The 22,285-nt window shown below is 69.7% G+C and carries 18 protein-coding genes, 1 tRNA gene and 1 riboswitch; of the genes, 16 read left to right on the top strand and 3 right to left on the bottom strand.

The window, feature by feature from the left end; genetic code table 11:
• Window positions 1-76: 76 nt before the first annotated feature.
• The 13 genes from ACIQCZ_RS19680 to ACIQCZ_RS19620 all read left to right on the top strand — a co-directional run bounded on the left by ACIQCZ_RS19680 (window position 77) and on the right by ACIQCZ_RS19620 (window position 15,088).
• Window positions 77-1,042 carry a glycosyltransferase family 2 protein gene (locus ACIQCZ_RS19680; RefSeq protein WP_402283694.1) on the top strand — a complete coding sequence of 322 codons (966 nt, stop codon included), beginning with the start codon at window positions 77-79 and terminating at the stop codon, window positions 1,040-1,042.
• The gene (locus tag ACIQCZ_RS19675; protein ID WP_402283692.1) at window positions 1,039-1,440 is read left to right on the top strand and encodes a GtrA family protein; all 402 of its coding nucleotides are present in this window, start codon (window positions 1,039-1,041) and stop codon (window positions 1,438-1,440) included. Before ACIQCZ_RS19680 ends, ACIQCZ_RS19675 begins: the two co-directional genes overlap by 4 nt.
• A 232-nt stretch (window positions 1,441-1,672) precedes the next feature.
• On the top strand, window positions 1,673-2,329 hold the full coding sequence (locus ACIQCZ_RS19670) for a SurA N-terminal domain-containing protein (protein WP_402283690.1): 657 nt from the start codon (window positions 1,673-1,675) through the stop codon (window positions 2,327-2,329).
• 239 nt (window positions 2,330-2,568) lie between these two features.
• Window positions 2,569-3,543 (top strand): nucleoside triphosphate pyrophosphohydrolase, encoded by a 975-nt coding sequence (locus ACIQCZ_RS19665; RefSeq protein ID WP_402283689.1) that lies wholly within the window; start codon window positions 2,569-2,571, stop codon window positions 3,541-3,543.
• Between the two features lie 9 nt (window positions 3,544-3,552).
• On the top strand, window positions 3,553-4,986 hold the full coding sequence (locus ACIQCZ_RS19660) for a cytochrome P450 (protein ID WP_402283688.1): 1,434 nt from the start codon (window positions 3,553-3,555) through the stop codon (window positions 4,984-4,986).
• Between the two features lie 105 nt (window positions 4,987-5,091).
• Window positions 5,092-6,069, top strand: a complete 978-nt coding sequence (locus tag ACIQCZ_RS19655; RefSeq protein WP_402283686.1) for a transglycosylase family protein — start codon at window positions 5,092-5,094, stop codon at window positions 6,067-6,069.
• Window positions 6,070-6,369: 300 nt separating this feature from the next.
• Window positions 6,370-6,540: riboswitch (cyclic di-AMP (ydaO/yuaA leader) on the top strand.
• Window positions 6,541-6,543: 3 nt separating this feature from the next.
• The gene (locus tag ACIQCZ_RS19650) at window positions 6,544-7,305 is read left to right on the top strand and encodes a transglycosylase family protein (RefSeq protein WP_402283685.1); all 762 of its coding nucleotides are present in this window, start codon (window positions 6,544-6,546) and stop codon (window positions 7,303-7,305) included.
• 432 nt (window positions 7,306-7,737) lie between these two features.
• Window positions 7,738-9,024 carry a phosphopyruvate hydratase gene (eno, locus tag ACIQCZ_RS19645; RefSeq protein ID WP_376215854.1) on the top strand — a complete coding sequence of 429 codons (1,287 nt, stop codon included), beginning with the start codon at window positions 7,738-7,740 and terminating at the stop codon, window positions 9,022-9,024.
• Between the two features lie 193 nt (window positions 9,025-9,217).
• A complete protein-coding gene (locus tag ACIQCZ_RS19640; protein WP_351076716.1) occupies window positions 9,218-9,688 on the top strand; it encodes a septum formation initiator family protein in 471 nt (156 codons plus the stop codon).
• A 60-nt stretch (window positions 9,689-9,748) separates the two neighbouring features.
• Window positions 9,749-10,282 (top strand): DUF501 domain-containing protein, encoded by a 534-nt coding sequence (locus ACIQCZ_RS19635; RefSeq protein ID WP_376215857.1) that lies wholly within the window; start codon window positions 9,749-9,751, stop codon window positions 10,280-10,282.
• 125 nt (window positions 10,283-10,407) lie between these two features.
• The gene (locus ACIQCZ_RS19630; RefSeq protein ID WP_402283682.1) at window positions 10,408-11,349 is read left to right on the top strand and encodes an exopolyphosphatase; all 942 of its coding nucleotides are present in this window, start codon (window positions 10,408-10,410) and stop codon (window positions 11,347-11,349) included.
• Between the two features lie 659 nt (window positions 11,350-12,008).
• Window positions 12,009-13,391 (top strand): NAD(P)/FAD-dependent oxidoreductase, encoded by a 1,383-nt coding sequence (locus ACIQCZ_RS19625; RefSeq protein ID WP_402283680.1) that lies wholly within the window; start codon window positions 12,009-12,011, stop codon window positions 13,389-13,391.
• A 392-nt stretch (window positions 13,392-13,783) separates the two neighbouring features.
• Window positions 13,784-15,088, top strand: a complete 1,305-nt coding sequence (locus tag ACIQCZ_RS19620; RefSeq protein WP_402283678.1) for a class I SAM-dependent methyltransferase — start codon at window positions 13,784-13,786, stop codon at window positions 15,086-15,088.
• Between the two features lie 140 nt (window positions 15,089-15,228).
• On the opposite strand, the gene ACIQCZ_RS19615 is transcribed toward ACIQCZ_RS19620, so the two are convergent.
• The gene (locus ACIQCZ_RS19615; RefSeq protein ID WP_402283677.1) at window positions 15,229-17,754 is read right to left on the bottom strand and encodes an ABC transporter permease; all 2,526 of its coding nucleotides are present in this window, start codon (window positions 17,752-17,754) and stop codon (window positions 15,229-15,231) included.
• Window positions 17,755-17,812: 58 nt separating this feature from the next.
• Window positions 17,813-18,580, bottom strand: a complete 768-nt coding sequence (locus tag ACIQCZ_RS19610; protein WP_402283675.1) for an ABC transporter ATP-binding protein — start codon at window positions 18,578-18,580, stop codon at window positions 17,813-17,815.
• A gap of 630 nt (window positions 18,581-19,210) precedes the next feature.
• Here ACIQCZ_RS19610 and ACIQCZ_RS19605 point away from each other — a divergent pair.
• The 3 genes from ACIQCZ_RS19605 (at window position 19,211) to ACIQCZ_RS19595 (ending at window position 20,914) form a co-directional block, all read left to right on the top strand.
• A tRNA-Leu gene (locus tag ACIQCZ_RS19605) sits at window positions 19,211-19,296 on the top strand.
• Window positions 19,297-19,531: 235 nt separating this feature from the next.
• Entirely contained in the window at window positions 19,532-20,419 is an 888-nt protein-coding gene (locus ACIQCZ_RS19600) for a Bax inhibitor-1/YccA family protein (protein WP_351076731.1), read from the top strand.
• Window positions 20,420-20,596: 177 nt separating this feature from the next.
• On the top strand, window positions 20,597-20,914 hold the full coding sequence (locus tag ACIQCZ_RS19595; protein WP_402283673.1) for a hypothetical protein: 318 nt from the start codon (window positions 20,597-20,599) through the stop codon (window positions 20,912-20,914).
• Window positions 20,915-20,984: 70 nt separating this feature from the next.
• Here ACIQCZ_RS19595 and ACIQCZ_RS19590 read toward each other — a convergent pair whose 3' ends face one another.
• Window positions 20,985-21,842, bottom strand: coding sequence for a hypothetical protein (locus ACIQCZ_RS19590; protein WP_402283671.1), 858 nt, complete (start codon window positions 21,840-21,842; stop codon window positions 20,985-20,987).
• Window positions 21,843-22,285: the final 443 nt, after the last annotated feature.

The following is a 22,285-nucleotide window of genomic DNA, read 5'->3' as shown; positions in this document are numbered from 1 at the left end:
GGCAGTTCACTTGATGGACGCCCCTCAGCCATATGGAGCGTCAGATTCCGACACATGCGCGGGTTGGTGTACATCCGTGCTGATCTCGCTGGTGGTGCCTTGTTTCAACGAGGAAGAGATCCTCGAACGCTTCCATGAACGTGTCACGGAAGAAATGACGCGGCTGGGACATGAATTCCAACTGGTCTACGTCGACGACGGCAGCAAGGACCGGACCCTGGTGATCCTCCAGGAGCTGGCCGCCGCCGATCCTCGGGCCCGCTACGTCTCCTTCAGCCGCAACTTCGGAAAGGAGGCCGCCATGCTGGCCGGTCTCCAGCACGCCGAGGGCGACGCGGTCGTCATCATGGACGCCGACCTCCAGCACCCGCCGGAGCTCGTGGGCAGGATGCTCCAGGAGCACGCGAACGGCTACGACCAGGTGATCGCCCGCCGCACCCGCAAGGGCGACCGCGTCACCCGCACGGTCAGCGCCCGCGCCTACTACTGGCTGATCAACCGGCTGGTCGACGTGGAACTGGTCGACGGTGTCGGCGACTTCAGACTGCTGTCCCGCCGTACGGTCGACGCCGTACTGGAACTCACCGAGTACAACCGGTTCTCCAAGGGTCTTTTCGCCTGGGTGGGATTCCGCACCACGACCTTCAGTTACGAGAATGCCGTCCGCGAACAGGGCCGTTCCGCCTGGACCTTCGGAAAGCTCCTCAATTACGGTCTCGACGGGCTTCTCTCCTTCAACAACAAACCGCTGCGCGCCGCGCTCTATCTGGGCATGCTGCTGCTGTCCGTCGCCCTCGTCCATGCTGCCTGGATCGTCGGCGTCGCGCTGGTGAGAGGGGTCGACACCCCCGGCTATGTCACCCTCCTCGTCGCGGTCACCGCCCTCGCCGGGGTCCAGATGGTGATGGTCGCGGTGGTCGGCGAGTACGTCGGCCGTATCTACTACGAGGTGAAGCGCCGCCCGCACTTCCTGGTGAAGGCCACGAACGCCGCGGCGACGACGAAGCCGACACGGGAACGCCAGGAGTTCGCACGCCGATGACGGTCAAGGCGCAGATGGCCCGATTCGCCGTGGTGGGAGTCGTGAACACCGGTACGTACTACGGCTGTTACCTCGTCCTGCTGGGCCTGCTGCCGTACATCGCCGCCCATGTGGCCGCGTTCGTGCTGAGCATGACCGGCTCCTTCTTCCTGAACTCGTACTTCACCTACCGGACCCGGCCCACCTGGCGGAAGTTCCTGCTCTTCCCGCTCACCAACGCCGCCAACTTCGTCATCACGACCGGCGGCGTCTACCTGCTGGTCGACCTCGCCGGGTTCAGCAGCCGGTACGCGCCGCTGGTCGCGGCCGCGGCGGCCATCCCGATCACCTTCGTCGTCTCGCGCACGATCATGCTGCGCCCGGACCACGGGGTCCCGGCGGCCGAACGCGTCTCCTGAGGCCGCCGAGCGTCCGGGGACGGCCCCGGCGAAGGCCCTGGGGAGGGATCCCGGCGAGGGCCCCGGCGAAGGTCCTGGGGAGGGCCCCGGTGAGGGCCCCGGGGAGGGGCCACATCCCCAACTCCTTCCGAATCGTTGGTCGAACCAGTGGCCCCAACCACATCCACTGCCTAACATCGATCAACGCAAGGTCTTGTGCACTGATGCACAAACTCTCCCCGGGAGGTTTCCTTTGCACCGCCGCCGTCGCACCGCGCTCATCGTCTCCGCCGCCCTGCTCGCCGGCGCCCCACTCCTGACCGCCTGCGGCAGCCAGGCCCACCCGGGCGCCGCGGCCCTCGTCGGAGGGGACCGGATCGAGGTGTCCACGCTGCAGGGCCAGGTGGCGGAGGTACGCGAGGCCCAGCGTGATTCGAAGGACGCCTCCCAGCTCATCGACAAGTCCGGGCAGCTCAGCCGGGCCAAACTGCACGGCATGATCTTCGACCGGGTCCTCGACCGGGCCGCGCGGGACGCCGGCGTGACCGTCAGCCGCAACGAGATCCAGCAGATGCGCGGCGCGGCCGCCGCCCAGTCCGGGGGAGAGGCGCAGCTGCGGGCGGCGATGCTCCAGCAGAGCTGGGTCGCCCCCGACCAGATCGACGCCGTCCTGCGCGAGCAGGTCCAGCTGACGAAGCTGGCCCAGGCGCTCGGCGCCGACCTGCAACAGCCCGCGGGGCAGAAGGCCGTCGGTGACGCCCTGAGCAAGGCGTCGAAGGCGCTGAAGGTCGACGTGAATCCGCGGTACGGCACCTGGGACGACAAGCAGACCCAGCTCGCCAACTACAAGGCCCCCTGGATCACCCAGGTCACCAAGGAAGCCGAGGCGGGTGCCGAATCCGGTGCCTGAGAGCCTGCCGGGTGACCTCGGACCGGACGACGGACGCGGTCCGGTGCGTGCGGTTTCGAGGCGGAGGAGGGAGTCGGATGGGGTCTCCCCTGCTCGAACGCGGCTGAGAGCTCGGAGAAGGAGCGTCGGCGACCGACGACGACGCGGGAAGCGTGCGTGCCGGGGCGTGGCCGCCCGGTCGGAGACCACCCGACAGGCTCTGAGGACGGCGACCGAAGCGACCGGGGTAGATTCGAACGGTGAACGCTGAAGCCCCCGGCCGTATCGTCCTGCTCACCGCCAGCCACCGCGTCGCGCCCGGTCTTCTGTCCTGGCCCGCCTGGCAGACGCTGCACGCCGCCGACCGGGTGCTCTGCGCCGAGCCGGACAATCCGCAGCTGCCGTATCTGCGCGAGGCGGGCGTCACCGTCGAGCACTCCGCGCCCACCGCGCAGGAGCTCGTCGACGCCTGCGCGGGCGGCCGGAGCGTCGTCGTCCTCACGAGCGGCGAAGGCGGCACGTCCCTGACCGACGGGCTCGCGAGGCTCGCGGGATCGGGCCGGGTGCGGATGCCGGACCTGGAGCTGCTGCCCGGTTCGTACGATCTGCCGGGGGCCAGGTTCCTCGATCTGGTCCAGATCATGGACCGGATCCGGATCGAGTGCCCCTGGACCTCGCAGAAGACCCACAAAGGCCTCGCCAAGTACGCCATCGAGGAGGCGTACGAACTCGTCGAGGCGATCGAGGACGGCGACCGCGACGAGCTGCGCGAGGAACTCGGGGACGTGCTGCTCCAGGTCGTCTTCCACGCCCGGATCGCCGAGGAGGGCCGCCCTGAGGACGGGGAGGAGCCGTTCTCCGTCGACGACGTGGCCGCGACCCTCGTCGAGAAGCTGATCCACCGCCACCCGCACGTCTTCGGCGACGAGACCGCCGAGACCCCCCAGGACGTGCACGCGCACTGGCTGCGGACCAAGGCCGCCGAGAAGCGGCGCGACTCGGTCACCGACGGAGTGCCGCTCGGCCAGCCCGGCCTGGCGCTGGCCGCGAAACTGGCCGGCCGGGTCCGTACCGCGGGGCTCGACGTGGCGCTCCCCACGGGCGACGGCATCGGGTACGAGCTCCTCGCGCTCGCCGTGCGCGCCGAACAGGACGGCATCGACCCCGAGGCCGCGCTGAGGGCCGCGGGCCGCGCCTACCGGGACGCCATCCGCGCGGTGGAGGGCAACGGATAACGTCGGGGGGTGAACCACAGCCCCGCCGACCGCCCCGCCGACCGCCCCGCCGATCTGCCCGCCGACGGCCCCGCCGGTGATTTCGGTGACCGTCCCGCCGACGGCCCGGCGGACCACCCCGGCTCCCGCCCTGCCGACGGCCCGGCCGGTGACCCCGGCGATCACCCCGCCGCCTGCCCCGCCGGTGCGCCCGAGCTCTTCACCTGGGAGTTCGCCACCGATCCGTATCCGGCCTACGCCTGGCTGCGCGAGCACAGCCCGGTGCACCGCACCGCGCTGCCCAGCGGCGTCGAGGCGTGGCTCGTGACCCGGTACGTGGACGCCCGGCAGGCGCTCGCCGACAGCCGGCTCTCCAAGAACCCGGCGCACCACGCCGAGCCGGCGCACGCCAAGGGGAAGACGGGCATCCCGGGCGAGCGCAAGGCGGAGCTGATGACGCATCTGCTGAACATCGACCCGCCCGACCACACCCGGCTGCGCCGCCTCGTCTCCAAGGCCTTCACCCCGCGCCGGGTCGCCGCGTTCGCGCCGCGCGTGCAGGAACTGACGGACCGCCTCATCGACCGCTTCATCGCGGAGGGGAAGGCGGACCTCATCCACGACTTCGCGTTCCCGCTCCCCATCTACGCGATCTGTGATCTGCTCGGCGTGCCGCGCGAGGACCAGGACGACTTCCGGGACTGGGCGGGCATGATGATCCGCCACGGCGGCGGCCCGCGCGGCGGGGTGGCCAGGTCGGTGAAGAAGATGCGCGGCTATCTCGCCGAGCTGATCCACCGCAAGCGGGAGAACCCGGGGGACGATCTGATCTCGGGGTTGATCAGGGCCAGCGACCACGGAGAGCACCTCACCGAGAACGAGGCCGCGGCCATGGCCTTCATCCTCCTCTTCGCCGGCTTCGAGACGACGGTCAATCTCATCGGCAACGGGGTGTACGCCCTGCTGCGCGACCCCGTGCAGCGCGAGCGGCTGCATCTCTCCCTCGATGCGGGGGAGAGCGATCTGCTGGAGACCGGCATCGAGGAACTGCTGCGGTACGACGGCCCGGTGGAGCTGGCGACCTGGCGGTTCGCCACCGAGCCGCTGACACTCGGCGGGCAGGACATCGCGGCCGGTGACCCCGTGCTCGTCGTGCTCGCCGCCGCCGACCGCGACCCGGAACGCTTCGAGAACCCCGACACGCTCGACCTTGCACGGCGTGACAATCAGCACCTCGGATACGGGCACGGCATCCACTACTGCCTGGGGGCACCACTCGCCCGGCTGGAGGGACAGACCGCGCTCGCCACGCTCCTGAGGCGCCTTCCGGACCTGCGGCTTGCGGTGGAACCTGCCGATTTGCGGTGGCGTGGCGGACTCATCATGCGCGGACTGCGCACGTTGCCGGTGGAGTTCGAGCCCGGGGTCCCCACGACAGAAGGTGACGCTCTGTCAACTCTGTGACTTTCACGTGATCTGTGCTGCATCGACTTGTGACACGCGTTCGAGTCCCGCTAGGTTCACCGTTCGACTCACCAGTCACTCGTCAGTCACACGGAAGGCAACCTCATGGGCTCCGCGAACGGCAGACACCGTCGCCCTCGTCAGGCACCCGCCATCGTCGTCGCCGCGGGCGTGACCGGCTCGGCCATCGCCATCCCGCTGCTCGGCGCGGCCGGCGCGCACGCGGCCGATGCCACGACCTGGGACCGGGTGGCCGAGTGCGAGAGCGGCGGCACGTGGAGCGCCGACCTCGGCAATGGCTCCTACGGCGGCCTGCAGTTCTCGCCGGAGACCTGGAAGGCGTACGGCGGCGAGTCGTACGCCCCGCGTGCCGACCTCGCCAGCCGCGCGCAGCAGATAGCCGTGGCCCAGAAGGTCCTGGCCGACAAGGGTCCGCAGGCGTGGCCCAGCTGTGCGGTCATCTCCGGTCTCGCGGCGGACGGGGCACTGCCGGGTGTCGATCCGGGGATCGCGCCCCCCGGTGAGCCGACGAACGGCGCGGAGCCGGCTGACGGCAAGTCGGCCACCCCCTCCCATGCCGCCGCGCCGTCGGACAAGGCCGGCGGCGCCTCGGGTGTCCAGGGCAAGTCGGCAGGCAAGTCGGCAGGCAAGTCGGCGGGCAAGTCGGCGGGCAAGAAGGGCCACTCCGCGAAGCCTTCGGCCACCGAGTCGGCCGCCCCGTCCTCGGGCCCGTCCGACGATGCATCCGATTCGCCCCGTACATCCGACTCGTCCAATGGTGTGAGCGGCAAGCACCGCGGCGCCCCGGCGCCCGAGGAGGGCCCGGACGCGAACGGTGGCGTCGACCGCGAGTCGGGTCGCCATGCCTCCCGTGGCGGCGGTGACGCCCGCGACGCGGGCGCGTCGGCTGTCGACGGCACGTACGCCGTCCGTTCCGGTGACAACCTCTGGGCGATTGCTGACGCACAGAAGGTTCCCGGCGGCTGGCCCGCCCTCTATGAGGCCAACAAGGGGACGGTCGGCTCCGATCCGGACCTCATCCTCCCTGGCCAGAGCCTCCGTCTCGATGTGAAGGCCGACTGAGGGCAGTCTGAAAATCGGCTAATAGAGCCTCAAAAACTGGGGTAGTTCAGGGGCCTATGTCCGCTTATGTGTAAGTGAGACATGGGTCTCTTTGCGTCAACTGGCGTGTCGCGCCTGGGGAGCCCTTCCGTATCGCCTCCGACCTGCGGAAACGATGGTTCCTCAGATGCAAGTAAGGGCTGATTGTCCGATGTGTCCGTCGTTGAATGTGGGGGTTGCCTGTGTTTACGGTCGGAACCGCTCGCACCGCGGGCCCCGTCGATCGTCACGCCGAATCCTGCCGTCGGTCGAAGGGAACAGACGCGTAAAGCGCCGTAGGCAGGAGCGGGGGACCCAGGTAGGCGCCGGCCCGATCGCCGAAAGGCGGATCAGGGACGGCTTGGGGTGAAGTCGCGTGCTAGGACGTGCGACCGGGCAACTCACTTGGCCCGAACCCGACAGCTCACCTCGTAGGCGTCGGTGAGGAGAAGTTCCATGCTGTTTTCCAGCAAGGGCAAGCACCGCCGCCCGTCCAAGGCCATCCGTGTCGCCACGCTCGCCGGTGTCGCCGGTACCGCCGTCGCCGTCCCGCTGATGGGTGCGACCGGTGCCTCCGCAGCCTCCGTCGCGACCTGGGACGCCGTCGCGCAGTGCGAGTCCGGTGGCAACTGGTCCATCAACACCGGCAACGGCTACTACGGCGGTCTGCAGTTCTCGCAGTCCAGCTGGGCCGCAGCCGGCGGTACGCAGTACGCCCCCCGTGCCGACCTGGCCACCAAGGCTCAGCAGATCGCCACCGCCGAGAAGCTCCTCGCCATGCAGGGCCCGGGTGCCTGGGGCTGCGCCGCCGCCGGCAACCTGCGCAACGACGGTGTGGACCCGGGCGTCGACACCGGCTCCTCCTCGAAGACCGGCTCCGGTGCCACGCAGCAGCAGAGCGCCCCGGCCGCGCCCAAGCAGCAGTCGCAGCCGGCCCAGCCGAAGAAGGCCGAGCGCACCGAGGCCCCCGCCACCAACCGCTCGGACCGTTCCGCCGCCCCGCAGGCCGAGTCGAAGAAGACCGTCACCACCCCGACCGGCGAGAAGGTCAAGAAGGGTGACGGCGAGTACAAGGTCGTCGCCGGCGACTCCCTGAGCCAGATCGCCGCCGACCACAAGGTCAAGGGTGGCTGGCAGCGCCTGTTCGAGCTGAACAAGGACATCGTCAAGGACGCCGACCTGATCTACCCGGGTCAGCAGCTGCACCTGACGAAGTAGTCCGGGACCTCTCCTCCCTGAGCACCCCGGCCCGGCGCGCATTCCCCCGTACGCGCCGGGCCGGGGTTTCCGTGTGGCCCCCTGCTTCTGCGGGGCGCGCCACCTGTGCGTGTTCGGCGGCTCCGTCCCGGCGGGGCGCGTCGTCCCCGTATCGCGTCCGTGCGGGCGGGCCCGTCTCGCGTCCGTATGGGCGGGGCCGGTCCGCGTGGGGCGGGTCCCGGGGGTGGCCCCTGCGGTGCGTGATCGTTCAACTTCTGTAGTTACTGGCCAGTAAAATTCTGGCTGTTTGCCCCGCAATACTCGCTCTTGGGTCCTTTTTCGTCCCAGGGGACGGGCGGTCGTCCGACTGAGCGGGCCGGGCCGGTTAGGCTCTTGTCGCAAGGCCAAAGTGACCCTGCACAACCAGTGTCATATCCCAGAAGGAGATGCCTCGTGCCGTCCATCGACGTCGTCGTAGCCCGGGAAATCCTCGACTCCCGGGGGAACCCCACGGTCGAGGTCGAGGTTGGCCTCGACGACGGCAGCACGGGCCGTGCTGCCGTGCCGTCCGGCGCCTCCACCGGTGCGTTCGAGGCCATCGAGCTTCGCGACGGTGACCCCAACCGCTACCAGGGCAAGGGCGTGGAGAAGGCCGTCCTCGCCGTGATCGAGCAGATCGGCCCGGAGCTCGTGGGTTACGACGCGACCGAGCAGCGGCTGATCGACCAGGCGATGTTCGACCTGGACGCCACGGAGAACAAGGGCTCGCTCGGCGCGAACGCCATCCTCGGCGTCTCGCTGGCCGTCGCCCACGCCGCCTCCGAGGCCTCGGACCTGCCGCTGTTCCGCTACCTCGGCGGCCCGAACGCGCACCTGCTGCCCGTTCCGATGATGAACATCCTCAACGGTGGGTCGCACGCCGACTCCAACGTGGACATCCAGGAGTTCATGATCGCCCCGATCGGCGCGGAGTCCTTCTCCGAGGCCCTGCGCTGGGGCGCCGAGGTCTACCACACGCTGAAGAAGGTCCTGAAGACCAAGGGTCTTTCGACCGGTCTCGGCGACGAGGGCGGCTTCGCGCCGAACCTGGAGTCGAACCGCGCCGCCCTGGACCTCATCGTCGAGGCCATCAAGGAAGCCGGCTACGTCCCGGGCAAGGACATCGCGCTCGCGCTCGACGTCGCCGCCTCGGAGTTCTACAAGGACGGCAAGTACGAGTTCGAGGGCAAGTCCCGCTCCGCCGCCGAGATGACCGAGTACTACGAGGAGCTCGTCTCCGCGTACCCGCTGGTCTCCATCGAGGACCCGCTGTACGAGGACGACTGGGCCGGCTGGAAGGTCATCACCGACAAGCTCGGCACCAAGGTGCAGATCGTCGGCGACGACCTGTTCGTCACCAACCCGGAGCGCCTGGCCCGCGGCATCGAGGAGGGCTCCGCCAACGCCCTGCTCGTCAAGGTCAACCAGATCGGCTCGCTGACCGAGACGCTGGACGCCGTCGAGCTGGCCCAGCGCAACGGCTTCAAGTGCATGATGTCCCACCGCTCCGGCGAGACCGAGGACGTCACCATCGCCGACCTCGCCGTCGCGGTGAACTGCGGCCAGATCAAGACCGGCGCCCCGGCCCGCTCGGACCGCGTCGCCAAGTACAACCAGCTGCTGCGCATCGAGGAGATCCTCGACGACGCCGCGGTGTACGCGGGCCGCTCGGCGTTCCCGCGGTTCCGCTCCGAGAGCTGACCGGCTCAGCACTCCGAGAACCGATCGGCACAGCGCTCCGCGAGCACGACGAGCGCGACGCTCCGCGAATCGTCAGGCGCGGCAAGGGCTGACCGCAGGCCCTCACGGGCCGAAGGCACCGGCCTCCGTCCGTCCCCGCACTCGGTCCCGTACCGTGTGCGGGGACGGACGTGCGTAATGGGGAGGCGGAGACATGGCCGCGAAGGACCGGGACCGGTTCTCCACCGCGACCCGGCTGCGGCTGCTCGGTGAGCAGACCGCCGCCCGCGTCTACCGGTCGCAGAACCGCCGCCAGGCCCGTCGCTCCCGGCTCACCGGCCGGGCGGCCTTCCTCGCCCTGGTCGTCTGCTCCCTGGTGGTCGCGCTCGCGTACCCGATGCGGCAGTACGTGTCGCAGCGCGACGAGATCGCCGACCAGGAGCGCCGGGCGCAGGAGGCCCGAGCCCGCACCGAGGAGCTGCGTGACGAGAAGGCGCGCCTCCAGGACGACGCGTACATCAGGCAGCTGGCCCGCAAGCACCTGCACTACCTTCTCCCCGGGGAGACCGGTTATACGGTGATCGACCCCGACGCGGTCAAGGAGCGCAACGGCGAGACGGACGATTCCGGCCGGCCGTGGCACTCCAACCTCTGGGACGGCGTGGACAGCGCCGACCGCGACTGACTTCCTTCTTCCCCTCTGCAGAACCGCAGTTCGAGCAGCCCGATCAGAACCTAGGCAGGCATGGAAACCCCCCCTCCGCAGACCGAGTCCACCGCGCCCACCGAGGCGGACATCGCCGCGTTCCAGCAGCAGCTGGGCCGCCCGCCGCGCGGGCTGCGCGCGATCGCGCACCGCTGCCCCTGCGGTAATCCGGACGTGGTCGAGACGCAGCCCCGGCTGGAGGACGGTACGCCGTTCCCGACGACGTACTACCTGACGTGCCCGCGTGCCGCGTCCGCGATCGGCACGCTGGAGGCGAACGGCGTCATGAAGGAGATGACCGAGCGCCTCGCCACGGACCCGGAGCTGGCCGCCGCGTACCGGGCCGCGCACGAGGACTACATCGCCCGGCGCGACGCCATCGAGGTCCTTGAGGGCTTCCCGAGCGCCGGTGGCATGCCGGACCGGGTGAAGTGCCTGCACGTGCTGGTCGGGCACTCGCTGGCCGCCGGGCCCGGCGTGAACCCGCTGGGCGACGAGGCGATCGCGATGCTGCCCGAGTGGTGGCGCAAGGGGCCGTGCGTCTCGCCGTGCGGCGCGCCGGACGAGGACTGACCGTTCCCCTCCGGGGGCTCTGCCCCCGGACCCCCGCTCCTCGATCGTCGGAGGGGCTCGAACGGGGGCTTTTGCCCCTGACCCCGCCCCTCGATCGCCGTAGGGGCTCGATCCGGGAGTACTTCATGACCCGCGTGGCCGCCATCGACTGCGGTACCAATTCCATCCGACTGCTCGTCGCCGACGCCGACCCGGCCACCGGCGAGCTCGTCGAGCTCGACCGGCGGATGGAGATCGTCCGCCTCGGCCAGGGCGTCGACCGCACCGGCAGGCTCGCGCCCGAGGCCCTGGAACGCACGTTCGCCGCCTGCCGCCGGTACGCGGCGGTGATCAAGGAGCACGGGGCGCAGAAGATCCGTTTCGTCGCCACGTCCGCCTCCCGCGACGCGGAGAACAGGGAGGACTTCGTCCGTGGGGTGCTGGACATCCTGGGCGTCGAGCCCGAGGTGATCAGTGGCGACGAGGAGGCGGAGTTCTCCTTCACCGGAGCCACCAAGGAGCTCGCGGGCCGCGATCACCTCGCGAAGCCGTATCTCGTCGTGGACATCGGCGGCGGCTCCACCGAGTTCGTCCTCGGCGACGATCACGTGCGGGCCGCGCGCTCCGTGGACATCGGCTGCGTCCGCATGACCGAGCGGCACCTCGTGCACGACGGTGTCGTGAGCGATCCGCCGGCCCCCGACCGGATCGCCGCGATCCGCGCCGACATCGACGCGGCCCTCGATCTCGCGGAGGAGAGCGTTCCGCTGACCGGGGCCGCCACTCTCGTCGGTCTCGCCGGGACGGTCACCACGGTCGCCGCGATCGCCCAGGGGCTTGAGGAGTACGACTCCGAGGCGATCCACCACTCCCGGATCACCCTCGAACAGGTCCGGGGGATCACCGCGCGGCTCCTCGCCTCCACGCACGCCGAGCGCGCCGCGATCGGTGCGATGCATCCGGGTCGGGTCGATGTGATCACCGCCGGGGCACTGATCCTGCTGGCCGTCATGGAGCGGACCGGGGCCCGGGAGATCGTCGTCAGCGAGCACGACATCCTCGACGGGATCGGCTGGTCGATCGCCTGAGAGCCTGTCGGGTGACCTTCGATCGGACGACGGACGCGGTCCGGTGCGTGCGATTCCAAGGCGCCGGAAGGTCCTCGGATGGGGTCTCCCCTGCTCCTTGAGAGCTTGGGGAAGGAGCTACCAGGGCGTTTCGGCAACGCGGGAAGCGTGCGTGCCAGGGCGTGGCCGCCCGGTCGGAGGCCGCCCGACAGGCTCTGAGGGGTTGCGGGACGGCCCTTGGGGAGGCGGCGGGCCCTTCGGGGCCCCGAGAGATGCTCATGCGCACTCCGGCCTGCACTTTTGAGCCTTCATGGGCCACCCGAGGGGCGCCTCGCGAGACATGCCGCGACGAAGTTCGTGAACTTCTTCACAAGGAATTCGGCCCTGTGGAGGGCAGTTCTGGTCCGTATGGGCACTCAGGGTCGCCTGCGGGGTCGTTCCGTGTCGATACGGGGCCGTTCCGGGCACGTTGCCGGAGTGTGAATCGGGGCGGTGGTTCACCCCGCTCCGGGGCTCAAGGGCCAGCTCACAGGCGGTGAACAACGTTCGCCCCCGGGCCGCGGTTCCCTGTTGGTGTCATGACCTCGGTCACGTGGGCGGCGCAGTGTAGCAGAGGGGCGGTCATACCTTGTGAAGGGGCTCACGAGGCCGCCCTACGAGGGGGGTGGATACTCGATGGCATGAGCACCACGGAGCGTCCCAGGATCCTCGTAGTAGGCGGTGGGTACGTAGGCCTGTACGCAGCTCGACGCATTCTGAAGAAGATGCGCTACGGAGAGGCGACCGTCACGGTCGTCGACCCGCGCTCGTACATGACGTACCAGCCCTTCCTCCCCGAAGCTGCTGCCGGCAGCATCTCGCCTCGGCATGTCGTCGTCCCGCTGCGACGCGTACTGCCGAAGGCCGAGGTGCTCACCGGTCGCGTCACGACCATCGATCAGGACCGCAAGGTCGCCACGGTCGCGCCGCTCGTCGGCGAGGCCTACGAGCTGCCCTTCGACTACCTGGTCATCGCGATGGGCGCGGTCTCCCGCACCTTCCCGATCCCCGGCCTCGCCGAGCAGGGCATCGGCATGAAGGGCATCGAGGAGGCCATCGGCCTGCGCAACCACGTCCTCGAGCAGCTGGACAAGGCCGACTCGACGACCGACGAGGACGTCCGCCGCAAGGCGTTGACGTTCGTCTTCGTGGGCGGTGGATTCGCCGGTGCGGAGACCATCGGTGAGGTCGAGGACATGGCCCGCGACGCGGCGAAGTACTACACGAACGTGAAGCGCGAGGACATGCGCTTCATCCTCGTCGACGCCGCGGACAAGATCCTTCCCGAGGTCGGCCCGAAGCTGGGCACCTGGGGCCGGGAGCACCTGGAGTCCCGTGGCGTCGAGGTCTTCCTCTCGACCTCCATGGACTCCTGCGTCGACGGTCACGTCGTGCTGAAGAACGGCCTGGAGGTCGACTCCAACACGATCGTGTGGACGGCCGGTGTGAAGCCGAACCCGGCGCTGGCCCGTTTCGGTCTGCCGCTCGGTCCGCGCGGTCACGTGGACACCTCCGAGAAGCTCCAGGTGCAGGGCACCGACTACATCTGGGCCGCGGGCGACAACGCCCAGGTCCCGGACATGGTCGGCCGCAGGGCCGGCAACCCGAACGCCTGGTGCCCGCCGAACGCCCAGCACGCGCTGCGTCAGGCCAAGGTCCTCGGCGACAACGTCATCTCCGGGATGCGCGGCTTCCCGCAGAAGGAATACAGCCACGCCAACAAGGGTGCGGTCGCCGGTCTGGGGCTGCACAAGGGCGTCGCGATGATCGTCATGGGCAAGATGAAGATCAAGCTCAAGGGTCGTCTCGCCTGGTACATGCACCGTGGCTACCACGGCATGGCGATGCCGACCTGGAACCGTAAGATCCGGATCTTCGCGGACTGGACCCTTGCGATGTTCCTCAAGCGCGAGGTCGTCTCGCTCGGCGCCATGGAGACGCCGCGCGAGGAGTTCTACGAGGCCGCCAAGCCGGCCCCGGCTCCGGCCGCCGCCAAGGCCGAGGGCGAGAAGGCCAAGGCCTAGGGCCTCTTGTCCGGACCGGGCCGGGCTCCGGCCCGATCCGGACGAAGGACCTCAATCCGCCCGCGGGTCCCACTCGCCCGCGCAGTACGTGCACAACGCCCGAAGGGGCCGTCCGCCATCCGTGGTGCGGACGGCCCCTTCGGCGTACCCGGCCGCCGCTCGGCCGGGCACCGGGCGGCCCCGTGCCGTGCGGAGCGCGAGGTGGCGCACCATCAAATACGTGTGATCTACAGGTATTTTGCCGTTCCGTTGCGCCATAGCGGGATGGCCCGCGTTCCGTGGACTGTTGAGGAGGGTGTACCTCGCCGTGGCGTCGTGGGTGCCCGGCGTGGTTGCAGGCATGTTTGGGCATGTTTGGGCACATTGGGAACACCATCACGGAGGTGTGCGCCATGGCAGACGCCGCATTGCGGCTGACCGCTCTCGCCGAGGAGTTGCTGGGAGAAAAGCTGCCGGTCCGTATCCGGGCCTGGGACGGCAGCGAAACCGGACCGCCCGGTGCCCCCGTTCTTGTGATCCGGAACCGCCGTGCGCTGCGCAGGCTGCTCTGGAAGCCGGGCGAACTGGGCCTGGCACGCGCCTGGGTGGCGGGTGAGCTGGGCATCGAAGGCGACCTGTACGAGGCTCTGGATCTGCTGGCCTCGCTGATCTGGGACCGCGGCGCAAAGGCCACGCCCGGCGTCCACCCGGTCCGAGACCCGAAGGTGCGGGCCTTCGCCACGGGGCTGTTGCAGCTCGCGGGCCCCTGGCTCCCGCCCGCGCCGCCGCCCGAGGAGGTGCGCCGCCGCACCGGCACCCTCCACACCAAGCGCCGCGACAAGGAGGCCATCAGCCACCACTACGACGTGGGCAATGACTTCTACGAACTGGTCCTCGGTCCGTCCATGGTCTACTCCTGCGCCTACTGGGAGGACGACGGAAACCTCGAGGACGCCCAGCGCGACAAGCTCGACCTCGTCTGCCGCAAGCTCGGGCTGAAGGAGGGCGACCGGCTCCTCGACGTCGGCTGCGGCTGGGGCTCCATGGCGATCCACGCGGCCCGCGACCACGGCGCCCGGGTCACCGGAGTGACGCTCTCCGTCGAGCAGGCCGCCTATGCCCGCAAGCGCATCGCCGAAGAGGGCCTCACCGACCGGATCGAGATCCGGGTCCAGGACTACCGGGACGTCAGGGACGGCCCGTACGACGCCATCTCGTCGATCGGCATGGCGGAGCACGTCGGCTCCGTCCGTTTCCGCGAATACGCCGACGACCTCTACGCACTGCTCAAGCCCGGCGGCCGGCTGCTCAACCACCAGATCGCCCGCCGCCCCGAGAAGGACGAGTCCGCGTACCACGTGGACGAGTTCATCGACGCCTATGTCTTCCCGGACGGCGAACTGGCCCCGGTGGGACGGACCGTGACCACCCTCGAAGAAGCCGGCTTCGAAACCCGTGACGTCGAGTCGATCCGCGAACACTACGCACTGACCCTGCGGCGCTGGGTCGCCAATCTGGAGAAGCACTGGGACCGCGCGGTCCGGATGACCTCGCCCGGACGGGCCAGGGTCTGGCGGCTCTACATGGCCGCCTCCGCCCTCTCCTTCGAGCACAACAAGATCGGTGTCAACCAGATCCTCGTGGTGCGCCCGGCGGCGGGCGGGGCCTCCCGCATGCCGCTGCGGGCCCGCGAGTGGACGGCTCCGGCCACCGGCTGACACCCGTGCCGCACGTGCCCCGGCACCCGCGTCGGCACCGGGAGAACCGGGCTCCGCACGGGACGCACCGAGGGCCGGTACCCGCAGCTCCGTGCTGCGGGTACCGGCCCTCGGCCGTGCCCTCCGGTGCCGTCCGGCGACTACTCGGTCTTGATCGCCGTCAGCATGTTCAGCTTCGCGGCGCTGCGGGCCGGCCAGAGCGAGGCCAGCACGCCCACCAGCGCGGCGAGCACCAGGAAGATTCCGATCCGGTCCCACGGGAGGACCAGGGCGTAGTCCGGGATGTCGGACTTCAGGGTCTCACCGATCGCCCAGCCGAGGAACATACCGAGCGCCACACCGACCACCGCGCCGAAGAGCGAGATGACCACGGCCTCCAGGCGGATCATGCGCTTCACCCGGCGCCGGTCCAGACCGATCGCCCGCAGCATGCCGATCTCCTGCTGGCGTTCGAAGACCGACATGGCCAGCGTGTTGACGACCCCGAGCACCGCGATGATCAGGGCCATCGCCAGCAGGCCGTACATGATGTTCAGGGCGGTGTTGATGAAGCCGCCGAACATGTCGCGGATGCCCTGACGATCGATGATGCTCATCGCCGGGTTGTCGCCCAGTGCCTTGACCAGGGCCTTCTCGTTGGCGGCGGACTCGCCGCCGTCCATCTTCAGCCAGACCTCGCGGATGTCGGCGTGCGTGGTGTGCGAGGCCATGAGGTCGGTCGACACCAGGGCCGAGGAGAGGAACTCGTTGTCCTCGTAGACCGCGCCGACCTTCACCTTCTCCTTCTTGTCGTCGTCGAACACGACCGGGAGGGTGTCCCCGGTCTTCCAGTGGTTCGACTTCGCGGTGGCCTCGGACACGGCGATCTCACCGTTGCCGAGGGAGTCGATCGAGCCGGAGACCGTCTTGACGACGAAGAGCTTCGACAGGGCGTCGGGGGTGACCGCGGATGCTCCGAGGTGGTCCTCGCCGACCCTCAGCCAGGCGTCCTGCCGGGGGGAGACGGCCGAGACCCCGTCGGCCTTCTCCAGAGCCTTGAGCGCCGACGTGTCGAGCGAGCCACCGCTGGCCATCGACACCATGTAGTCGGCCTTGATGTTGTCCGTCGTCATCCGGTCGACCGCCTGGCCGAGGGTGACGCCGAGCACGGAGATGCCGGTGACCAGGGTGAGGCCGATCGCCAGCGCGGAGGCGGTGGCCCCGGTACGCCGCGGGTTGCGGACCGCGTTCTGCGCGGCCAGCTTGCCGGAGACCCCGAACAGCCGCTTCAGCAGCGGACGGACCAGCGCGATGACCGGCCGCGACAGCAGCGGGATCAGCACGATGACACCGACCAGCGCGAAGAACGCACCGACCCCGATGATCGTCCGTCCGCCCGAACCGTCCGCCGCACCTGCCACGATGCCGACGCCGCCGAGCAGGGTGAGCACACCACCGATCGAGTTGCGCAGCACCAGGGACTTGACCGTCGCCGCCGCGTGCACGCTGTTCATCGCGGCCACCGGCGGGATCTTCGCGGCCCGGCGGGCGGGCAGCCAGGCGGCCAGGACGGTGATCAGTACGCCGACGCCGAGCGCCGCCGCGACCGCGGTGGGCGAGACGATCAGCGGTCCGGCCGGGATCTTCCCGCCGAACTGGCTCATCACGGAGCGCAGACCGGTGGCGAGTCCGAGGCCGAGCACGAACCCGATGACCGAGGCGATCGCGCCGACCACGGCCGCTTCCAGGAGCACGGAGCGCTTGACCTGGCGGCGGGAGGCGCCGACGGCGCGCATCAGTGCCAGTTCCTTGGTGCGCTGGGCCACCAGCATGGTGAAGGTGTTGGCGATCAGGAAGACACCGACGAAGAGCGCGATGGCCGCGAAGGCGAGCAGCATGGTGTTGAGGCCGCTCAGACCCTTCTGGATCTGCTTGGCCTGCTCGTCGGCGAGCGCCTTGCCGGTCTTGGCCTCGGCGCTCTTGGGCAGCAACGGCTTCACATCGGCCAGCAGCTTCTCGGCGGAGGCACCGGCCGCGGCGGCGATGTCGACGTCCTGGAACTCGCCGGGCCTCAGGTAGAGCTTCTGGGCGACCGGGGTGTCGAACAGGACCAGGCTGCCGCCCGCGTTGACCGTACCGTCCTCGGTGGTGAAGACACCGGCGAGGGTGAACTCCTTCACCGGCCCGTTCGTGGCGACCCGGACCGTGTCACCGACCTGGTACTTGCCCTTCCTCGCGGTCTGCTCGTCGAGCGCGATCCGGTCGGCCGCGTCCGGACCCTTGCCGTCGACGAAGGTGTACGCGGAGTCCTTGCCGTTCTTGCCGGGGGAGAAGTTGCTGCCGGTGTTCGACCAGCCGTCGCCGATCAGCTTGCCGTCGGGGTCGGCGACCCCGGCGAAGCCGCGGACCCGGCCGGTGGCGGTGTCCACACCGTCCAGGCCCTGGATCTTCTCCAGGGTGGCGGTGGTGATGCCGTGCGACTTCTCATCGCGCTGGTCGGCGTAGGTGGTGACGGCGACGGCGACGTTGTCGTAGCTCTTCGCCGACTGGTTGCGGAAGGCGTTGCCGAGGGTGTCGGTGAAGACCAGGGTGCCGGATACGAAGGCCACGCCGAGCATCACGGCGAGCACGGTCATCAGCAGCCTGGCCTTGTGCGCGAGCACATTGCGCAGGGCGGTACGGAACATGTCTGTCAGTCCTGGGATGGAGAGGGGTTCAGGCGAGGAGCGCGGGGAAGGGCGGGCATCAGCTGGTACGGCCCTTGGCGTCGAACGCCTTCATCCGGTCGAGGACCCCGTCCGCGGTGGGGTGCATCATCTGGTCGACGATCCGGCCGTCCGCGAGGAAGATGACCCGGTCCGCGTACGAGGCGGCCGCCGGGTCGTGGGTCACCATCACCACGGTCTGCCCCATCTCGCGGACCGAGTTGCGCAGGAAGCCGAGGACCTCGGCGCCGGAGCGGGAGTCCAGGTTCCCGGTCGGCTCGTCACCGAAGATGATCTCCGGCTGCGAGGCCAGGGCGCGGGCCACCGCGACGCGCTGCTGCTGGCCGCCGGAGAGCTCGGTCGGACGGTGGGTCAGCCGGTCGGAGAGGCCCACCATGTCGATGACCTTGCGCACCCACTCCGCGTCGGGCTTGCGGCCCGCGATGTCCATGGGGAGCGTGATGTTCTCCTCGGCCGTGAGCGTCGGCAGCAGGTTGAACGCCTGGAAGATGAAGCCGATCTTGTCCCGGCGGAGCTGGGTGAGCTGCTTGTCCTTGAGGGAGCCCAGCTCCGTCTCGCCGATCCGCACCGAACCGCTGCTGAAGCTGTCCAGGCCGGCCACGCAGTGCATCAGCGTGGACTTGCCGGAGCCGGACGGGCCCATGATCGCGGTGAACTCGCCGCGCGGGAAGTCCACGGAGACCCGGTCCAGAGCCGTCACCCGGGTCTCGCCCTCGCCGTAGACCTTCGACAGATCCGTGGCGCGGGCAGCCACCGTGGTGACGCGGTGTGCGGTGGAAGTGGTCACGGGAATCTCCTGATTCGGGCTCCGGCCGAGGGCTTCGTCCGGGGGTGCGTTCGGTTGCGTCCGCTCGAGTGCGGAACCCCTCCATCGTCACCGCCGTATCGCCGCGGATCGTCAGTCCCCATGCCCGTTCCCGGGGCCGTCTTGAGTCGCACCGAAGGGCTCCGGTGTCCTCCTTCGGTATGACACCGACCCCGAGAGGTCCATCCGTCCGGCCGAGTGCCCCGCGATTCCCTCCGGCCGCCCCGCCCGGCGCCGCATACCCGTCAACCCGCTGCCGGGACGGCGCCGTGTTCCGCGTCACGGACGAGGGGTTCCCGGACGCCGGGAAGGGGCCGTCGCCGGCCCCTTTTCGCAGTGCGTCGCAGGCACCGTCGTCCGGCCGGGTGGCGCACCCATGGCGAACACTGGCGCGTGCCCGGCGAATGCGCCGTCCGAGTGCGGCGACTTTACGTCAATCCGGAATACCCGTCTTGGTGCTCGTCACCCCGCCCAGGCATGTGACGATGGCCTTCCGCGAGTGCTGACGACCCCTCAAACGGTCAATAAAATAAGACAACATCGCGCCACCGATCGGCTGATCGGAGGATGCGCCCGGATAGGGTCATGTGCCAACGCGGAGCCGCGCGCCAGGCCCGGATGGTGGAATGCAGACACGGCGAGCTTAAACCTCGCTGCCCCTCGGGGGCGTACCGGTTCGAGTCCGGTTCCGGGCACCACCCAGCGCGCAAGGTCCGACCAGTGGGAATGACCCGGGACGCGCGTGGTTCCTTCCCGTCCCGGCCGTACCGCGGCCACCCGCCCGGACGGCTCCGGCGGGCGTCGGCCGTCGGCTCGCGCCCGTCCTCGTGCCGTTCGGCTTCCGCAAAGATCCTCCCCAAGCACTAGTCTGATTCCTTTGCCTACCTATTACTCTTGTGGGAAGGCCACGCAGGGTGGCCATGGAGGAGTGAGATGAGGAGCAGCAACCCGGTCTTCTCGCGACGGGGCTTCAGCCGCGACAACGGATATGCGGGCTTCAACGCGGCGCCGCAGGCCGGGGCCCCCGTCGCGGGTGCCAACCCGTACGCGCAGGGCACCGCCGCCAACCCGTACGCCACCAACCCCTACGCCCAGCAGGACACCCAGTACGGCGTTCCGCAGGCACCGGCGCGTTCCGGTGCCATGACGATCGACGACGTCGTCACGCGCACGGCGATCACGCTGGGCACCGTGGTGCTCGGTGCCGCGCTCGCCTGGGCCCTGCTGCCGGTCGACGAGGCCAATCTCGGCAAGTCCTACGGCATCGCGATCGGCGCCGCCCTGGTGGCGTTCGTCCTGTCGCTCGTCCAGTCCTTCAAGCGCAGGCCGTCCCCGGCGCTGATCGTCTCGTACGCGGCCTTCGAGGGCGTCTTCCTCGGAGTGATCTCCAGCGCGGTCAGCACGTACATCGGGCCGGGCGTCGTGATGCAGGCGGTGCTGGGCACCATGTGCGTCTTCGCCGGCGTGCTGCTCGCGTACAAGATGCGCTGGATCCGTGTCACCCGCCGCTTCTACGGCTTCGTGATGGCCGCCGCCATGGGCTTCATGCTCCTGATGGTGGTCAACCTGCTGTTCGCCGTCTTCGGCGGCGGTGACGGCCTGGGCTTCCGCAGCGGTGGCCTCGGCATCCTCTTCGGCGTCATCGGGATCGTGCTCGGTGCGTGCTTCCTGGCCCTGGACTTCAAGCAGGTCGAGGACGGCATCGCGTACGGCGCTCCGCGCGAGGAGTCCTGGCTGGCGGCCTTCGGCCTCACCATGACCCTGGTGTGGATCTACCTGGAGATGCTGCGCCTGCTCTCCATCCTCAGCGGCGACGACTGACGTACGGACCCGCGAAGCGATACGGAACGGCCCGCAGGCTCACCGCCTGCGGGCCGTTCCGCGTCCTTGCGGCGGAGCATCGCCCCTGGCGCTCGGCGCGTGGCCGGTCCTTCCCGACGCGGTGCCCGAGCGCCGGCTCGTTGGCAACCGTCCCGCAAGGGCGCGTAGGGTCGCGGAGTGCTCGATACGACCCCGCTGATCACCGCCGTGGACCGATTCGCCGACAGGCTGCGCGCCGCCCCGCAGAGCCGGCTGCAGCGTGGAGCGGCTGCCGAGGGGCTGGCCACGGCCAGAGAGCTGGCTGTGCGGGCTCAGCGCATCGAGGCGCCGGACCGGGAGCCGCGGATCATGCCGGACGCCGGGATCTTTGCGATCGGCGACCAACTCGCGGTAGCGGGTCGTGACTTGGCCGTGGCACTGGAAACGGCCCCGTCGGCTGAGCTGGACGAGGCCGTGCAATTCGTGGAGGAGGCGGCTGCGCGGGCGTTCGCGTAGCGGCGGGCGGGCGGGCGGTGGCGCGGAGGCGGGGGCCGGCGAGAGCAGCACCGCCCGGAGGACCCGGGGTCTAGAACGAGGCGATGACGCGGTCGGCGAGGATGTAGACGCTGTCCTCGCCGCAGGAGAACGTCAGGGCGTACGCGCCGGAGACACCGGAGCCGCCCAGCAGAACGGGGTGCTCGCCCGCGAGCAGTGCCTCGGCCAGCCGCTCGGCCGTCTCGCGGTGGCCGGGGGTCATACAGAGCGTGGTGCCGTCGGCGAAGACATAGACATCGAGGGTGCCGAGCGGGCCGGGGCGCACATCCGCGAGCTCCGTGCCGCTGTCGGCGAGCTCCTCCAGACGGCTCACGGTGCGCTCGTGGTCGGTGACGACCGGGGTCTGCACCGGTACGAAGTCGGGGTGCGAGGGGTGGCGGCGACGGGCCGCGGCCAGCTCGGGGGAGTCCTCGGCGAACTCCGCCGTCTCGGGCAGTTCGGTCACGTCCGCCAGCTCGGTCAGTTCCGTCAGCTCTTCGAGCGCCTCGGTGGCGTCGAAGTCCATGGCCTCCAGGCCCGCGAAGTCGGCCTGGCGCGGCAGGAAGAACGGCGCGTCGTCACCGATCCCGGTCAGACCGCCCAGCAGGGACGGGGCGTCGGCGGCATCGCGCGCTTCCTGGGAGGCCCAGAAGGCGCGGGCCTCGGCGAGCTCGCGTTCCCGCTCCTCGGCGAGCGCCTCGGCGACGGCCGCGCGTATCTCGGCGGCCGGGGTGACGTCGTGGCGCTGCGCGGGCACGGCGGCATCGTGGGCGCGGGCCACGGCCAGCTCCGTCCGAAGGGCCGTGATCTGCTTGCGCAGCCCGTGAGCAGCGTGCAGAGCAGCGGCGCCCACGGCCGTGGCGGCGGCGGTGGTCAGCAACAGGGCAAGAGACATGGCGCTCACTGACATACTCCCGGTTTCAATCGATCCCCCGACTTCCTACCTCAGCTTGTCCTCTACCTGCGCCCGGTGTCAGTGCATTACGTCACGAATTGGACAGGTCTTTGGGCCTGGGGTTTAACCCTGTTAACGGTGTGACCTGCGGGAACGAGTCTCCCCCAGGAGATAGGTCACATCCTGGGGGAGATTCGGTCACGGTCGGGGCTCGGAACCGGCCACTGCTCAGCCACTCGATCTTGTGGTTGCGCTGGAGTGCGTTCGCGTCCGCTGCGGGCAGGTGCCGCCTTCGTTCCTCAGGCGACCCCTGCTCTCCGCTGCGGCTCGGCTCAGCCGCTCGGTCTTGTGGTCGCGTTCGCTTCGCGTCCGCTGCGGGCAGGTGCCGCCTTCGTTCCTCAGGCGACCCCTGCTCTCCGCTGCGGCTCGGCTCAGCCGCTCGGTCTTGTGGTCGCGTT

It is taken from the genome of Streptomyces sp. NPDC093149 (assembly GCF_044754145.1).
Taxonomy (GTDB): domain Bacteria; phylum Actinomycetota; class Actinomycetes; order Streptomycetales; family Streptomycetaceae; genus Streptomyces.
The sequence above is the reverse complement of the archived record's forward strand: the minus strand, read 5'-3'. Positions and strand labels throughout refer to the sequence as shown.

Bases quoted from the DNA above. Each gene is read 5' to 3' on its own strand.
- ACIQCZ_RS19615 (WP_402283677.1), bottom strand. From the start codon at position 17,754: ATGTTCCGTACCGCCCTGCGCAATGTGCTCGCGCACAAGGCCAGGCTG.
- ACIQCZ_RS19600 (WP_351076731.1), top strand. From the start codon at position 19,532: ATGAGGAGCAGCAACCCGGTCTTCTCGCGACGGGGCTTCAGCCGCGAC.
- ACIQCZ_RS19650 (WP_402283685.1), top strand. From the start codon at position 6,544: ATGCTGTTTTCCAGCAAGGGCAAGCACCGCCGCCCGTCCAAGGCCATC.
- ACIQCZ_RS19625 (WP_402283680.1), top strand. From the start codon at position 12,009: ATGAGCACCACGGAGCGTCCCAGGATCCTCGTAGTAGGCGGTGGGTAC.
- ACIQCZ_RS19675 (WP_402283692.1), top strand. From the start codon at position 1,039: ATGACGGTCAAGGCGCAGATGGCCCGATTCGCCGTGGTGGGAGTCGTG.
- ACIQCZ_RS19640 (WP_351076716.1), top strand. From the start codon at position 9,218: ATGGCCGCGAAGGACCGGGACCGGTTCTCCACCGCGACCCGGCTGCGG.
- ACIQCZ_RS19635 (WP_376215857.1), top strand. From the start codon at position 9,749: ATGGAAACCCCCCCTCCGCAGACCGAGTCCACCGCGCCCACCGAGGCG.
- ACIQCZ_RS19620 (WP_402283678.1), top strand. From the start codon at position 13,784: ATGGCAGACGCCGCATTGCGGCTGACCGCTCTCGCCGAGGAGTTGCTG.
- ACIQCZ_RS19655 (WP_402283686.1), top strand. From the start codon at position 5,092: ATGGGCTCCGCGAACGGCAGACACCGTCGCCCTCGTCAGGCACCCGCC.
- ACIQCZ_RS19630 (WP_402283682.1), top strand. From the start codon at position 10,408: ATGACCCGCGTGGCCGCCATCGACTGCGGTACCAATTCCATCCGACTG.
- ACIQCZ_RS19590 (WP_402283671.1), bottom strand. From the start codon at position 21,842: ATGTCAGTGAGCGCCATGTCTCTTGCCCTGTTGCTGACCACCGCCGCC.